The sequence below is a fragment of the Pedobacter psychroterrae genome, assembly GCF_004331695.1.
GTDB classification, from domain to species: Bacteria; Bacteroidota; Bacteroidia; order Sphingobacteriales; family Sphingobacteriaceae; genus Pedobacter; species Pedobacter psychroterrae.
The window spans coordinates 906,252-921,201 of sequence record NZ_SJSL01000001.1 but is presented as its reverse complement, the minus strand read 5'-3'; the positions used below and the strand labels follow the sequence as shown (position 1 = coordinate 921,201).

Here is a 14,950-nt window from a genome sequence, read left to right as displayed (position 1 = left end):
TGTAAAGCTATAAACGGACAAGACCACGAAATAAATCCCTGAATGCAGGTACATGGGTTATTGATTTTTGTAGCATCAAATGGCGTTAAGATTATCCTCTGCGACTTATATTCCATTAGTCTGCTAAAATTCGATGTAGATATCCGTTTTGCAGATGCACACTTTCTATGAGTTAGCAATCATTCTAAATATGATGACATCATTCCTTTCGCCTATTTAAACTCAAACAAATGATCTTCAGAAAAAATAGGCGTAATATTTTCCGTGTCAAGAAAATATAAAGATACTTTTAACAAAAAGGCATCCGATTTTTGCTAAAAGTGACAAAAAAGGCGATGAAATCCGCAAAATACTCCATGAACACTAAAACAATTCAATACCTTTACCAGTGGGACCGATATTATGACAATTTATCAAGCACGCACGGATCGAGAGCTCATAGATATCTTAAGAAAAGATGATCACGAAGCCTTTAACGAGATTCACGAGCGATACTTTGAAGATTTATTAAAGTCGGCCTATAATATTCTCAGAGATCGAGATGCCAGCATGGACGTCGTTCAGGAGGTTTTCGTATGGTTCTGGGAACACCGACAGAATCACCACATTAATAGCGTTAAGGGATATCTCTTAACCGCAGTCAAATATCAGAGCTCTAATCATATACGTAATGGCAAAGTACGCGAAAATTTCAGATTAGCGAATACAGAAACCAGCTTTACTGTCAATGAAGAAAGCCTCGAACTAAAAGAGCTACAGTCTATTATAAAAAGCTTCACAGGGAGTCTTCCTGAAAAATGTGCTGAAATTTTCAGGATGAGCAGGGAAGAACACCTTTCCAATAAAGAAATCGCACAACAACTGGGAATCTCAGAAAAAACCGTTTCCGGTCAGTTATCCCGTGCCCTCAATAAACTGCGGTCGGACTTGGGAAAAATGCATTTTTGGATGTATTTCTTTATGTAAAAAAAATATTTTCATTTCTTGTAAGTAATTCGCTTTCTGAAGTTACTTACTTATATGATGGCATTAAAATGAATAAGGAAGAATTCATAATTCTAGCGGGAAAAGTAGCAGATGGCCTGGCAAACGCAGAGGAACTTTCGTTGTATACTGCTGGCTATGAATCATATCAGCAGGATCCGGAAATCTGCGCTGAATTGAGCAAAGATGTTGATCAACTAAAAAAACATTCTCTCACAGCGGTCTGGGCGCAGATCAAGTTTGATCCACCTGCATCCTCAACGTTAAGTACTCCAATCCAGTCTATAGCTCTGGAAAATTCCGGCAAAAAATCTCACAGGTCTAAATGGATATTTACCGCCGCCGCTATCGCTACTATTGTGCTTGGTTTTTGGTTTTTCAGCTATCGAACATCCAGCTTACCAGGCACCTTCCATGACAAGAATTGGGTAAAAAGCGATATCGGCCCTGGCAGCAGTGGTGCGACAATCACTTTGGCAAATGGGAAAGTGATCCCGTTGAGTGAAGCTAAGAATGGAGTGATCATCAGTGGATCTTCTCTAACCTATAACGATGGCTCGCATATCGCTTCAGACAATGACAGGCAGGTAGGAAACATAATCGCGAACACGACCAAAGGTCAGACCTATCAACTTACGCTGCCGGATGGCTCCAATGTGTGGCTCAATGCTGCAACAACTCTGAAATTTCCTTCGACCTTCACAAACAAAAAGTTTCGGGAAGTGGAGCTCGACGGTGAAGCATACTTTGAGATTTTTAAAAATAAATCGCAGCCATTCGTTGTGAGAACCAAAGCAAACGGGTCACTCCCGGTGCAAGAGATTAAAGTGCTCGGAACGCACTTTAATGTAAATGCTTATGCAGATGAGCGTCAGATTACAACAGATTTACAAGAAGGAAGCGTGCAGGTGTTTGCCCAAGGCTTCTCAACCCGTGTACTCAAGCCGAACCAACAGGCACGCTTAACCGCGGAACAGCTGGATGTAGCAGAAGCAAACGCTGCCAATGCGATGGCATGGAAAAATGGCGAACTTAAATTCGATGATGAATCCCTTGGCTCGATCATGAGAAAAATTTCCAGATGGTACAATGTGGAAGTGATCTATGAAGGAACAGCTGCTGACCAGACTTTCTGGGGAACCATCTCTCGTTTTCAGAACGTATCAAAAGTTCTTGAAAACCTAGAATTGACAAGCACCGTTAACTTTAGGATCGAAGGAAGAAAAATAATTGTCTATCAACTAAACCAAACCAACAAAAACATGAAAAGAAATCTACGACAGCGGGAATAGTAAAAGGTCACGGTTAGTTTAATAAGGCGTGAAAGTCTCTGAACCCTTTCACGCCTAAAATCTGGGCTAACCCTCATCCGGATAAGATTCGGATAAAAAATCAGCTAAACGATTAATGTATTAACCCAAACCAATACGAAGGTATGAATTATTATGCTTTTAACAACCCAATAGTGCCTAAAACGCTATTGCAACAAATAACGAGAGTTATGCGAATTACAGCATTGCTTATGCTCGCTGTGCTGACACAGGTAAGCGCGGCAACATTTGCCCAGAAAATTACGATGAGGAATAAAAACGCCTCATTGAGGGATATTTTTGAACAGATTAAAGTGCAAACCGGCTACAACGTAGTGGTAAATTCCGCGGAGCTAAAGAATGCAAAGATACTGAACGTCAACTTTAATAAGCTGGAGCTTGAAAAGGTCATGGATGAAATTTTGCAGCCACAAAACTTGGAATATGTATTCAATGACAAAACCATCATCGTACGGGCAAAAGAGAAGAGCATTCTTGATCAGTTAGGTAACTTACTGTCTGCCGACATGAGTGTCCAGGGCCGGATATTGGATGAAACGGGCAACCCTGTAACCGGGGCTACAATTACCCTTAAAGGAACAAAGCGGGCCGTAATTTCACAGGGAAATGGGACATTCAGATTGGACAATGTGGAACAAGGCGGAATTCTTGTAATCAGCTTTACCGGCTATACAACTATGGAACTCATGGCTGAGGCCGATATGGGTAACATCACGCTGAAAATATCTGAATCCAAGCTGGATCAGGTACAGGTAATAGGATATGGAACTACAACCAGGAGGTTTAATACGGGTTCAGTCAGCACAATAAAATCTGAGGAAATCAAAAATCAGACAGTAATCAGTCCGATACAGGCCTTGCAGGGAATGGTTCCAGGATTGTTTATCCAACAAGGTAACGGCATGCCTGGAGCTGCGTCCCAAGTATCCATCCGGGGAAAGAACTCACTCACCTCCGGAACTGTTCCTTTGTACATTATTGACGGTGTGCCGTTTGACGGAAACCCGATAGAGCGTTCTGGATCGATGTCCAGTGACCAGGCAAACGGCAGTTCAGACCCGCTTAATGCTATAAATCCTAGCGACATCGAAAGCATTGATGTGCTTAAAGATGCGGATGCAACCTCAATATATGGAGCCAGAGGTGCAAACGGGGTCATTATCATAACAACAAAATACGCCAAGTCCGGGGCGACCACCTTAAACGGAAGCGTATTCACAGGCGCATCTAAAATTAATAACTTTGTCCCAGTATTTAGCACGGCCCAGTTCCTAGCTGTTCGTAGAGAAGCTTTTGCCAATGATAACATCACTCCCACAACCCTGAACGCTCCGGATTTGCTGTTATGGGATAAAAATTCAGATACTGACTACCAACGATATTTAATGGGCAAGTTGGCACCTCAAACCGAAGCGAATATTTCCTTTTCAGGAGGTAACAGCAGCACAGGATTATATATCAGTGGCTCCTATCGCGAGGAGGGATCAGTTTATCGTTCCGACTTTAAATATCAGCGTGGTTCCCTGCATGCAAAATCATTCCATACTTCAGACAACGGTAAATTTAGGGCTGAATTCTCTGTCATCTATTCAGGGGATCTCAACAAAATGCCCGCCTCAGATATCGCAAACCTTACCACTAACTATCCCAATAATTACCCTTTAAATAATCCGGACGGGACCCTCTATTTTCATCCCCAGTTCAACACAAATCCGCTTGCCTTACTGAGAAATTACGGGAAAAACACCGCAAAAACTTTTGTAGTGAATGCTGCTTTAAATTATAGCTTCCTTTCGAATCTTAAGATGAAAATCAATGTTGGTCAAAATTCTCTTTCCCAAGATGTCATGTTCATTTATCCAAGTACTGCGATGAACCCTACACAGATGACAGTTAATGGTGGCGGAGGCAACTATACCAATAATAACAGCACAACATACATAGCTGAACCGCAATTGGATTTTAACACACAAATTGCAAATGGAAAGCTTAATGCGACCTTAGGCGGAACTTACCAATTCAGGGATTATAAGCAGCCATACTATGTTGCAGCTGGGATGTTTTCTTCTGATGCACTTTTGGAAAACTACACTTCAGCAGGGAGGATTTACTATCAGACCAGCTCAAGTTCACAATATCGCTTCGCTTCTGCTTTCGGTAGGGCGGTATATAATTGGGACAGCAAATATATCTTAAGCGGAACTTTCCGCCGGGATGGATCCTCGAGATTCGGACCCGGGAAGCAGTATGGAACTTTTGGATCTATCGGCGCTGCCTGGCTGTTTACAAGTGAAACATTTATGAAGGAAGTGTCCTGGTTAAGTTTTGGAAAAGTTAGGGGAAGTTATGGAACAGTAGGCAACGACCAAATTGGAGACTATGGTTACTTACAAACTTATGATGCTATGTATACGCCGTATGGTGACAACCCAAGTATTCAGCCATCAGGTATCGAGAATAAAGAACTTAGCTGGGAAACGACCAGAAAATTAGAGATAGCGTTCGAACTTGGTTTCTTCAATGACAAACTAATGTTCAATACGGCATGGTTCAGGAACCGTTCCAGTGATTTGCTTTCGTATTTCCCAATAGGGGGACAGACTGGCTTTACCGGTTATACGGCTAACATGGACGCATTGGTGCAAAACATGGGTTGGGAATTTGAACTGAAGGCATCTCCAATTAGCAAAGGGCCTTTCAATTGGAATTTATCCTTCAATATAAGTGCATCCAACAATAAACTCCTTTCATATCCGGGACTTGCGGGTTCTTATAATGCAAGTCGCCTGATGATTGGCCAATCATTGAATAGCCTTACACTTTACCAGTTCACCGGTTTTAAAGATGGCATTGCCCAGGTCGCGGACATAGATGGCGACGGACAGATCAGTCCCGGACTCAAGGCCAATGGTATGGGTGACTACATCATCGCAGGCAACACTGATCCTAAGTTTTACGGCGGTTTTTCCAATAATTTAAAGCTTGGAAATTTTCAGTTGGATGTGTTTTTAAATTTTGTTAATAAGGATGGCCTCGCACCTACCAGCTTTCCGGGTTTATTGAAAAATCAATTAACTGGGGTAATGAACAGTGGATTTAAGCCAAGCACCAATGTAGGTTCAGCCTCTTATTCGTCCTATGAGAACTACTATGTAAATTCTGATGCCAAAGTCGTTGATGCATCTTTCATCAGGCTTAGAAACGTTACCCTTTCTTATAACCTGCCGGAAAAATGGATCTCGAAAGTCAAAATCAAGAGTTGCAGGATTTTTGCATCGGGACAGAACCTATTGACCATCACCAATTACAAAGGATTTGACCCGGAAACCCTTCAATACAATCCCGTGGGCTATCCTATCCCGTTACCAGCACCAGTTTTCCCTCCACTGCGGACAATTACCGGAGGTTTACAGTTTTCACTTTAAGGCACATATCATGAAAAAAAGCATATATATACTGACCATCGCAATTTGCGTGTTTATCTGGAATACCTCGTGTAAAAAATTAATCACTGTACCACTACCTAACAACAAGCTGGTTTCCTCCACGGTGTTCCTAGACTCTGCAACCTCTCAATCTGCAGTATACGGACTTTATAGCAAATTTTATAACGGTTTTGTGGGTGGGATCGGTTATTACAGCTACAACATCACCCTCCATCCCGCACGACTGGCCGATGAGATGTATCCAGTCTCCAGTACAGCTGATAATTTTTACAGCAACAGCCTGGTCTCCACCAACGGTGATGTGGAAGGTCTCTGGAATGACTCTTATTCCTGCATTTATATTGCCAATAGCATTATCCAAGGGGCGCAAAATTCACCAGCAATTTCTGCTGGATTGAAACAGCAACTGATAGCGGAGGCCAAGTTCGTGCGTGCACTTTGTTATTTCTACCTCGTTAATTACTATGGACCGGTACCACTGGTCACCACCACTGATGTCAGTATAAGCAGCAAAATACCAAGAACATCCGTTGCACAAGTCTATGATCAGTTGGTTGCCGACCTTAGTGAAGCTGAAAATTCGCTTTCCGCGGACTATTCATGGTCACATGGAACTCGTACCAGGGCCAATAAATGGGCCGCCAGTGCGATGCTATCCCGTGTGTACCTGTACATAGGCAAATGGCCGGAAGCTGAGGCTGCGGCCACAAAAGTGATCTCCCAGGAAGGCTTATATCGTGTTGTCAAAGACGATCTGGCGAATGTTTTTCTCAGTGAGAGCAAAGAAACTATCCTGGCATTTTACAATGGGGGAAATGGTTTTCCATACCAGAGTTTATATACCCAGCTTAGACCAAATACACTTCCAAATTTCGCTTTGAACAGCGCACTACTCAATGCATTTGAAAAGGATGACATTAGACCATCTAAATGGATAAGCAGTATCAGCTATGATGGAAACAATTACAGTTACCCTTCAAAATACAAAAGTTCGGGTAACAATGAAGAATACCAGGTTTTCTTGCGTATTTCCGAGTTATTGCTGATCCGTTCAGAGGCTAGGGCATATCAGAACAATTTCCTTGGGGCTAAATCAGATATAGATCAAATACGCAGCAAGGCAGGGCTTGGGGGAACTTCTGCTAATGATTTGCCTTCATTTAAAATAGCTTTGGAACATGAACGCCAAACTGAACTTTTTCTTGAATGGGGAGACAGGTGGTTAAACCTAAAAAGAACGGGACGCGCTGATGCTGTATTAAAACCAATAAAGGGGTCAATATGGCAATCAACTGATGTGCTCTACCCGATTCCCCTACAATCTATCAGCACTAATCCAACACTAATACAAAATCCTGGCTACAATTAATTCATACATCATGTGTCCGCATCCTTGCAACACCATATTTAAACTTGAACAATGAAAAACTTATATTTATTGCTATTATGTCTTCCAATGATATCATTTGGTCAATCCGGAAGATACCAGATTAGCGGCAAAATCGGCAGTGCTAATGATCAGCATTCGATTTATTTATATAGAAGTGAAGCCGGAGCTTCGCAAATAGATTCCTGTATCATCCAACATGGAAACTTCACTTTTACCGGATCTGTTGCAAAATCCGATTGGGCACACTTGACCCTGACCAAACCAGGAAATCATAGATCCTACGTATTTCTGCCTACTCCGCTTATGATATATTTGCAACCCGGACAGATCACCTTACACAGCGTGGATTCCTTACTGCATGCAAAGGTAAAGGGGAACCCGCTAACAGAAGATTATCAGCAATTTCGTGACGAAATATTACCTTACGAGGAGCAGCTCTACCAATTCCGGGAATCATACATGAATGCAATTGAATCAGGCAGTATCCCTGCTTTCAATGCGGCGCACGGGGAAAAGCTTACCGAGGTGAACAAGTCCGTTGATAAAGTAATCGAAAAATTCATTAAAAGCCATCCTGAGTCATTGGTGAGTGCACATCTTATCACAGACAGGCCAGGACCAGGTCCGGATCTGGGCAAGAAGGAAGCCCAGCTCAATAGCCTGTCTTTAAAAATCAGAAACACACCCGCAGTTAAACAACTTTATCAAGTGATAGCAGCTACCAGCAGAACCGAAATTGGTAAACCTGCTCCTGAGTTTTCTCAAAATGATACGACAGGAAAAGCTATTGAGTTGAAAGACTTCAGAGGAAAATATGTGCTGCTTGACTTTTGGGCAAGTTGGTGCGGGCCTTGCAGGGCAGAGAATCCAAATGTAGTAAAAGCATATAACGCCTATAAACATAAGAATTTTACGATAATCAGCGTTTCGCTTGATAAAGCCATTGGGCGAAAATCCTGGATAGAGGCGATAAAAAAAGATGGTATGCCCTGGTTACATGTTAGTGATTTGAAATATTTTGAGAACGAAGTGGCCATACTTTACGGTATACAATCGATTCCACAAAATTTTTTAATTGACCCGAATGGTATAATTGTATCAAAAAACTTAATGGGGGAGGAATTAGAAAAGCAATTGGGAATACGACTCGGAAAAGACTAATATTGTACTTGGCTTTTAAACAGCCCTTGGAATATTCTTTTCCGACGGATGTTGTCCATTTAGCTAGCTTAGGAACCTCTCGTACATTACACCCATAATTAAACAATCAGCTTATGAAAACTATCGAAGAATCAATCACACAATATGGCCATGCCTGGAACGTACAAGGACTGGAAAACATAAAAACGGCACTAGAGGATTGCTGGATCCAGCAAAGTACTTATGTTGACACTCAAAATGAAATGGTTAAGGGCATCGATGGCCTTGCCTCACTTATCAACGGATTCCACCACGTGGCTCCGGGTCATACACTCCGACAATTGTCCAAAGTCGATTTTCACCATAATTGCGGGCGATTTAAATGGGAAAATATTGGCCCAAACGGTGATAAAATGGAAGGGATGGATTATTTTGAGTACAACGACGATAACCAAATTACCTGCATTGTAGGTTTTTTTGGCCCCTTTACTAATCTTTAAAAGCAGGCATTGATTGTGTATTGGATAATTTACCTAGTTTCAGCTGTTTTGCCTAGAAACTAAGCGCTGAAATTAGGTTTGGACTAAATATTACAGGCAGCTAGCTAGTTGACGTAATACTATGATCGCGGGCCTACTTATCTCAATAAAGGAATTTTGGTTATGAAAGTCCCGATTATAAATTCAGATTAATGATTTGCAATTATCCAAAGTGGGCACTACCTTGGCTCATATTCATAAAAATATCTATGCTTCTCAATAAAAAATTATTTTGTTTCGCATTATTCACCGTATTTGCTTTCTGCTGTAACGCCTATGGTCAATCCGATTTAAACCATGTAGAAGGCGACATGAAAGCAATCAATACCCTTTTAGATCGGGGTAAGTTCAAAGAGGCTACCTTAGCTGTAGACAGGATCATATCCGCTGGAACAATGATGCCACCTGAAATGATATATGAGTATGCTAGGATCTATGGCCTGGCCGGTGACAAGGTGAAATCGGTAAAACTGCTAAATGTAGCGATCGACAAAGGTTTCTGGTCAATAAACAGGGTTAAGGAAGATAACGAGCTAAAAGCCATAATCGGTGACGCTGAAGTAGACCATGTACTGAAACGGATCAGGGGATTTACGGCACTCTATACTAGTGGAAAAGCATTTCTTTCCAATGAAGAAAAGAAATTAGTCATTGACCTGGTTAGACAAGGGTTAAAAACTCATTATTTTGATGCGAAAAAGGCTAATGAAATGTCCGAGGAAGTTTTGCGTATGTTCGATGAGGGTTTTTTTAAAGGAAAAGATACGCTCAACGTCTTTACCGATGAATTAGTCAAATACTTCCGTGATAAAACCAATGATAAACATTTTTACATTGGAGTTGATTACAACGAGCTGACCGAAAGGGTGCCTAATTTAAGCGTGACCACTGAAGAGGAACGAAACTTTGGTTTTCGGGAGGTGGCAGTTCGAAACGGCAACATTGGCTATATTCGATGGGATGAATGTATAGCTGGGCCAGAAGCTTATGAGACAGCGCAAAATGCACTTAATCTGCTACGTTATACCAGGGCAATTATTATCGACATCAGCGAAAATGGCGGTGGCAATGGAGAAATCTCAACTTTTCTTTATCATTATTTATTCAAATCCAGCGACAAGCGGTTTGAGACACTGTTGGTTAAGAAGTGCAAAGATGAGTCTGAATGGCACCGAAGCGAACCTCCTGTAGCACCATTGTCTGGAGGGCCAGATCTGGGAGATAAGCCCATCTATATCCTCACTTCTGGCAATACATTTTCTGCAGCAGAATACTTTGCATTCATGATGAAAGAACTCAGGCGTGCTACCATCGTCGGTAAAAACACGGGTGGAGGCGGAAACCCGGTAAATTTTGTCAGCGACGGTCGGTTTATGATGTACGTGCCGACCTGCCAAATTATGACAAAAACAGGAAAGTCACTGGAAGGCAAAGGGGTCTCGCCCGATATTGAGCTTATAACTCAGGAATGGTCCAATGAATTAATGCAAGTGGTCAATGCTGACCTTGAAAAAAAGTCAGATAGTTATAAAGATCTCCGGAATCATCGGTCAGATTCCGAATCTCCCTAAGTTATTCGAAAAATACTACTTTGAACAGAATTCTTTAGGTTTCTCGGGTTTTAAAATATCCTTATAATTTCACCAAAAACCTGGTGCTTAATAATCGACAATTTCAAAATAATTTAATTAGCTCAAATGTTTAGGCTTCAGTTTTTGCGCTGCGCGTTTTACTATTTCAGCAATGCGTCTTTGTCTCGTCTCTGTTCTTCTGGCAAGTACGAGCCATTGAAGAATAGCCTTTTTGGGAGATTTGCTAAGACTTTCAAAAAACTCCCCTGCCACTGAATTACTTTTAAGCTCTGTATTTAGATCAACAGGGATAATTAATTGGTCGACAAAGTCCAGAATTGTCCATGAACCATTTTGCGTTGCAATATCAACCCTCAAATACCCGGCATCAGTCATCAAGCCTTTTTCAATAAGCTGAGCCACCTTAACTTTGTTGATTTTTGATCAGGTACTAACGTGTTTACGTTTGCTGAAAAATTGATGTGATCTTTCGGCGTCAATCTTTATTTTCTTGCTGTCTATCCAACCAAAACATAGCGCAACATCTACTGATTCGCTCCATGATATTAATTTTTTTAGAAGTTTTAATATAGCAAACAAGCCATACAGACTGTTCGGAAAGATGGTTTCGTGCTAACCATTTCCTCCAGTCCGCAAGGCTCGTCGGATAAAATATCTCGATTTCTTTTTTCTGCTTTTACTTAACTACGGTAGCTTCTAGCTCCACAGTTAATGTCGCAAAAAGTCCTTTTACTTCAAGCAGTGTCGTAGATTGCTGTATACCGTGTTTCTGAATGAATGGTATGTAAACATCCATGCAAGTGGTAAAAAAGTCTTGTGTAGACGTTGTATACACATTCAGTCTTACGATGTTTTTACATTCATAGCTAGATTCGCTGATAAGCTGCTCTAAATTTGCAATTGTTTGAATGAATTGCGAACGCATATCTGCATTGCTTGGAACCCCATTGGCATCAATAGCTACCTGCCCAGAACAATAAAGTGTGCTATTAACGTTTTTTACTTCGACAGCCTGTACCGAATTTGTGCTTTTACCCCAAGTCCAGGGATCAAATGTTTGCTTTTCCATTTTTGTTGTTTTTAAATTACAATGCAAAGATGAAGCAGTCTTGTGACAGCCCTATGTCAAGGGTAAATAAGGATTAATGGTATTTATCAAAAAACTCCTGTAACGTCATATTATGCAGCGAAAATTTTTCTGTTAGGACTTCCAAATTGGTAATCCTGTCAAGCCTAAAATACCTGAAGGACTTTCGTAGCTGGCACCAGGCAATTAGTAGCCAATTTTCAGTCGTACTAATGAGCGCGAATGGTTCGATAGTTCTGCTGGTTGTTTTACTTTTTTGGTTGGTGTAGTTAACTTTTGCCAGATAACAGTTGGTTAGTGCATACTGTAATTGTGAAATGTTGTTGCTGTTTCTCTCTCGATTTTGATTTTGATCAAACCGGGTTCTTTCCGACAGTAAATTGGCTTTGTCCTTTCCTGATGGACGAAGAACTGCTTTAATTTTGTCGATTGCCTCAGTATAATCCCTAATAAAAGAGGTGTCCTTATTCTTTAAAACCAATTGTTCTGCAAGAATTAAAGCGTTTGCCTGGCTTTCTGAGAACATAACAGGAGGGATTTTATACCCTTCCATTAAAGTGTAGCCTTTGCCTTCTTCAGTCTGTATTGGAACACCAGCTTGATCTAACGCTTTGATGTCACGATAAATTGTTCTAGCACTTACCTTAAATTTGTCGGCAAGACTTATAGCAGTGGTAAGTCGTTTAGTTTGCAATTGAGTTAGAATTGCGGTCAAACGGGAAAGCCTTTTCGTATCGTTATCTTTCATTACTCTAAAGTAGCTATTTCTCAAGCGCTAAAAGACAATCGTCCGGAACTCAATTCAGCGGAGTAAAAATATAGAAATCTTTCTTTAAAATCTGCCATAGCGATAAATTACCGCCAAGCTGGACAGAACCATTTCCTGAAATACTCAAACAGTGCCCTAAAAACAAAATTTGGACACAACAAACCGGGATCTGGAAACATTCCTTTTTAAGCGTTTACCGAAGTTTGCTTATTAGATTTTAAAACACGAAAACAATGCGAAAAGTAAATTTTAAAAACAGAGACTGGGACATAATTGGAAATCTGCACTTTCCGGAAAATTTCGATTATAAAAAAAAATATCCGGCCATAGTCTGCGTACATCCGGGAAGCAGTGTAAAAGAACAAACCGCGGGACTGTATGCAGCCCAACTTGCCAAAAACGGATTTATAGCTTTAGCTTTTGATGCATCTTTTCAGGGTGATAGCGGTGGCAAGCCGAGATTTTTGGAGGATCCAGCAACCAGGGTTGAAGACATTCGATGTGCCATAGACTATCTGACCACGCTGTTGTTCGTTGACAACGACCGCATTGGAGCTATGGGTGTTTGTGCAGGTGGTGGTTATGCTGCCAATGCATCCATTTCGGAAAAAAGGATCAAGGCAATCGTAAGCGTAGCGGGAACCAATGCAAGCAGGGCTTTCAGGGAAGCAAGCCCCATCGAAGTGCTTAAAGCAGTTGCACAACAACGCACCGCCGAAGCGGGTGGTTCTGAAAAACTAATCAATAACTGGATACCTGATTCGGCCGAGGATGCGAAAAAGTCAGGCCTAGAGGAAATGGATCTATTGGGAGCCATAGATTATTATAGGACACCTCGCGGGCAACATCCAAACTCTACTAATCAGCTGCTTTTCACGAGCATGAGCAATCTGATCATGTTTGATGCTTTCCATTTGGCCGAATATTTCCTCACCCAGCCCCTCTTGATTATCGTGGGCGATAAGGTTGGGGCCTTTGGTTCTTATAGGGATGGTTTTGAGCTATACAACAAAGCTGCGTCTGCGAACAAAAAGATCCATGTTGTAAAAGGTGCAGATCATTATGATCTATACGACAAGCCAAATGCTACGAATGAGGCATTAGAACAAATGGTTCCCTTCTTTCTGGATAACCTTTGAAAAAGTTAAATTTACTCAATTTGATACCTAAAAAGACAAGTAATTTCATCCATTTAATCTAGCTGTGAATTCACTTATCAAAACATAAGCGGTCGTTTTGCTGGATCACAGGCCTAATTCTAACCATAAAACTGGTTCTATTTGTGAAATTCCAATACCAGCTGATGGCTATCAAATGAAAGAAAATGAGTTAAATGGGGAATACTAATCGGCTTTGGCGTATTCCTAGTTTCCCTAAACAGGTCGGCTTCCTGGGGTATGATCACATCTGGATTGCTGATAGCGACACCATTCGGCACTATCAAAGCAAGATTGGCAGCGTTTTTTATCCTAGATGGAGTTCTCACCAAACAATTGTGGTGGCTAATGATAGAATTTGTAGCTTTATTACTATTCGGCTTTTTGTATTACCGGCCAAAGCACCAAAAACAAACAAATGAATAATCTCCAAAACACACACAAATATGAAAGTCTTTGATTCCCTATCTGATTTTCACCGGTTACTGTCCATTTCGCCGCCATTGCATCCCTTAGTAAGCGTGGTGAAGGTTTCCGAGTTGCACACCATCAGCTCTGATATCTGGAAAAAGTTTACAACCAATTTTTACACGATTTCGTTGAAGAACAACATCCAGTCAAAAATAAAATATGGACAGAACTATTATGATTTCGATAATGGCACGATGACTTTCATCGCACCAAAGCAAATTCAATCTGTTGAGGTTCAAGCAGCGAACAGTTTCGATGAGACTATAGGAACAGGTTATGTACTAATGTTCCATCCCGATTTTTTAAGAAAACATCCATTGGCCTCGGCGATCAACAACTACACCTTCTTTTCCTACGAAGTAAATGAAGCTTTGCACCTTTCAGAAAAGGAAGAAAATAGTGTGATTGCAATTTTCAAAAAGATTGAAGAAGAATATCACCATATCGACCGTCATACACAAAGCGTAATTCTATCGCAGATAGATTTACTACTGAATTATAGCAACCGCTTTTATGAAAGACAGTTCATTACCCGAAAGGCCATTAATGATGATCTACTTACCAGGACCGAACGTCTTATCAATCAACATTTCGATAACGAAAGCGGTCTGCATAAAGGCATTCTTACCGTAGAACACCTAGCTAGCGAGCTGAATTTATCTGCCAACTATCTGAGTGATGCCCTACGTTCGCTCACCGGTCAAAGCGCCCAGCAGCATATCCAAGAAAAATTGATTGCAAAAGCAAAAGAATATTTAACTACGACTAATTTATTGGTTTCGGAAATCGCTAATAACCTGGGCTTTCAGCGTACTCAATCATTTAACAAACTATTCAAAAATAAAACCGCAATGTCGCCCTTGGAATTCAGGCAATCGTTCAACTGAAAATTTTCCAGCGTAGCCTTGATTTTCCTAGAGTGACTGAAATGTTCCTTCTATTATTTAAGAGCTGTATAAAAATAAGGCATACAACGGACGACTGAAGGACAAATGCCATCCCACAAACCCGATAGCCAGATCTTCTGACAGTCAACTAAAATAA

General features: G+C 41.1%; 13 protein-coding genes. 9 read left to right on the top strand and 4 right to left on the bottom strand.

Going from position 1 to position 14,950, the window contains the following annotated elements; translation table 11 throughout:
* Positions 1-402: 402 nt before the first annotated feature.
* The 7 genes from EZ437_RS04010 (at position 403) to EZ437_RS03980 (ending at position 10,401) form a co-directional block, all read left to right on the top strand.
* Complete coding sequence (locus tag EZ437_RS04010) at positions 403-966, top strand: RNA polymerase sigma-70 factor (protein ID WP_131593476.1); 564 nt, start codon at positions 403-405, stop codon at positions 964-966.
* Entirely contained in the window at positions 945-2,276 is a 1,332-nt protein-coding gene (locus tag EZ437_RS04005; RefSeq protein ID WP_131593474.1) for a FecR family protein, read from the top strand. The genes EZ437_RS04010 and EZ437_RS04005 overlap by 22 nt, the downstream gene beginning before the upstream one ends.
* A gap of 209 nt (positions 2,277-2,485) precedes the next feature.
* Positions 2,486-5,740, top strand: a complete 3,255-nt coding sequence (locus tag EZ437_RS04000) for a SusC/RagA family TonB-linked outer membrane protein (RefSeq protein WP_165500335.1) — start codon at positions 2,486-2,488, stop codon at positions 5,738-5,740.
* A 10-nt stretch (positions 5,741-5,750) separates the two neighbouring features.
* Positions 5,751-7,130 (top strand): RagB/SusD family nutrient uptake outer membrane protein, encoded by a 1,380-nt coding sequence (locus EZ437_RS03995; RefSeq protein WP_131593470.1) that lies wholly within the window; start codon positions 5,751-5,753, stop codon positions 7,128-7,130.
* 51 nt (positions 7,131-7,181) lie between these two features.
* Positions 7,182-8,312, top strand: a complete 1,131-nt coding sequence (locus EZ437_RS03990) for a TlpA disulfide reductase family protein (RefSeq protein WP_131593468.1) — start codon at positions 7,182-7,184, stop codon at positions 8,310-8,312.
* Between the two features lie 113 nt (positions 8,313-8,425).
* Positions 8,426-8,791 carry an isomerase gene (locus EZ437_RS03985; protein ID WP_131593465.1) on the top strand — a complete coding sequence of 122 codons (366 nt, stop codon included), beginning with the start codon at positions 8,426-8,428 and terminating at the stop codon, positions 8,789-8,791.
* Between the two features lie 350 nt (positions 8,792-9,141).
* A complete protein-coding gene (locus EZ437_RS03980) occupies positions 9,142-10,401 on the top strand; it encodes a S41 family peptidase (RefSeq protein ID WP_165500334.1) in 1,260 nt (419 codons plus the stop codon).
* Positions 10,402-10,518: 117 nt separating this feature from the next.
* Here EZ437_RS03980 and EZ437_RS21810 read toward each other — a convergent pair whose 3' ends face one another.
* From EZ437_RS21810 to EZ437_RS03965, 3 genes are all read right to left on the bottom strand, one after another.
* Positions 10,519-10,824 carry a YdeI/OmpD-associated family protein gene (locus EZ437_RS21810; protein ID WP_225869486.1) on the bottom strand — a complete coding sequence of 102 codons (306 nt, stop codon included), beginning with the start codon at positions 10,822-10,824 and terminating at the stop codon, positions 10,519-10,521.
* Between the two features lie 274 nt (positions 10,825-11,098).
* Entirely contained in the window at positions 11,099-11,491 is a 393-nt protein-coding gene (locus tag EZ437_RS03970; protein ID WP_131593461.1) for a RidA family protein, read from the bottom strand.
* A gap of 73 nt (positions 11,492-11,564) precedes the next feature.
* Positions 11,565-12,257: a helix-turn-helix transcriptional regulator gene (locus EZ437_RS03965; protein WP_131593459.1), complete on the bottom strand. Its 693-nt coding sequence runs from the start codon at positions 12,255-12,257 to the stop codon at positions 11,565-11,567.
* A 254-nt stretch (positions 12,258-12,511) separates the two neighbouring features.
* Here EZ437_RS03965 and EZ437_RS03960 point away from each other — a divergent pair, with 254 nt between their 5' ends.
* Positions 12,512-13,417, top strand: coding sequence for an alpha/beta hydrolase (locus EZ437_RS03960; protein ID WP_131593457.1), 906 nt, complete (start codon positions 12,512-12,514; stop codon positions 13,415-13,417).
* Positions 13,418-13,554: 137 nt separating this feature from the next.
* On the opposite strand, the gene EZ437_RS03955 is transcribed toward EZ437_RS03960, so the two are convergent.
* A complete protein-coding gene (locus EZ437_RS03955) occupies positions 13,555-13,764 on the bottom strand; it encodes a hypothetical protein (RefSeq protein ID WP_131593455.1) in 210 nt (69 codons plus the stop codon).
* Positions 13,765-13,881: 117 nt separating this feature from the next.
* On the opposite strand from EZ437_RS03955, the gene EZ437_RS03950 reads away from it, so the two are divergent.
* Positions 13,882-14,793 (top strand): helix-turn-helix domain-containing protein, encoded by a 912-nt coding sequence (locus tag EZ437_RS03950; protein ID WP_131593453.1) that lies wholly within the window; start codon positions 13,882-13,884, stop codon positions 14,791-14,793.
* The last annotated feature ends 157 nt before the right edge of the window (positions 14,794-14,950 follow it).

What these genes read in the sequence shown, in the direction of transcription:
- EZ437_RS04000 (WP_165500335.1), top strand. Translation starts at nt 2,486, where the DNA reads ATGCGAATTACAGCATTGCTTATGCTCGCTGTGCTGACACAGGTAAGC.
- EZ437_RS04010 (WP_131593476.1), top strand. Translation starts at nt 403, where the DNA reads ATGACAATTTATCAAGCACGCACGGATCGAGAGCTCATAGATATCTTA.
- EZ437_RS03985 (WP_131593465.1), top strand. Translation starts at nt 8,426, where the DNA reads ATGAAAACTATCGAAGAATCAATCACACAATATGGCCATGCCTGGAAC.
- EZ437_RS03960 (WP_131593457.1), top strand. Translation starts at nt 12,512, where the DNA reads ATGCGAAAAGTAAATTTTAAAAACAGAGACTGGGACATAATTGGAAAT.
- EZ437_RS03965 (WP_131593459.1), bottom strand. Translation starts at nt 12,257, where the DNA reads ATGAAAGATAACGATACGAAAAGGCTTTCCCGTTTGACCGCAATTCTA.
- EZ437_RS03950 (WP_131593453.1), top strand. Translation starts at nt 13,882, where the DNA reads ATGAAAGTCTTTGATTCCCTATCTGATTTTCACCGGTTACTGTCCATT.
- EZ437_RS03990 (WP_131593468.1), top strand. Translation starts at nt 7,182, where the DNA reads ATGAAAAACTTATATTTATTGCTATTATGTCTTCCAATGATATCATTT.
- EZ437_RS03970 (WP_131593461.1), bottom strand. Translation starts at nt 11,491, where the DNA reads ATGGAAAAGCAAACATTTGATCCCTGGACTTGGGGTAAAAGCACAAAT.
- EZ437_RS03980 (WP_165500334.1), top strand. Translation starts at nt 9,142, where the DNA reads ATGAAAGCAATCAATACCCTTTTAGATCGGGGTAAGTTCAAAGAGGCT.
- EZ437_RS03995 (WP_131593470.1), top strand. Translation starts at nt 5,751, where the DNA reads ATGAAAAAAAGCATATATATACTGACCATCGCAATTTGCGTGTTTATC.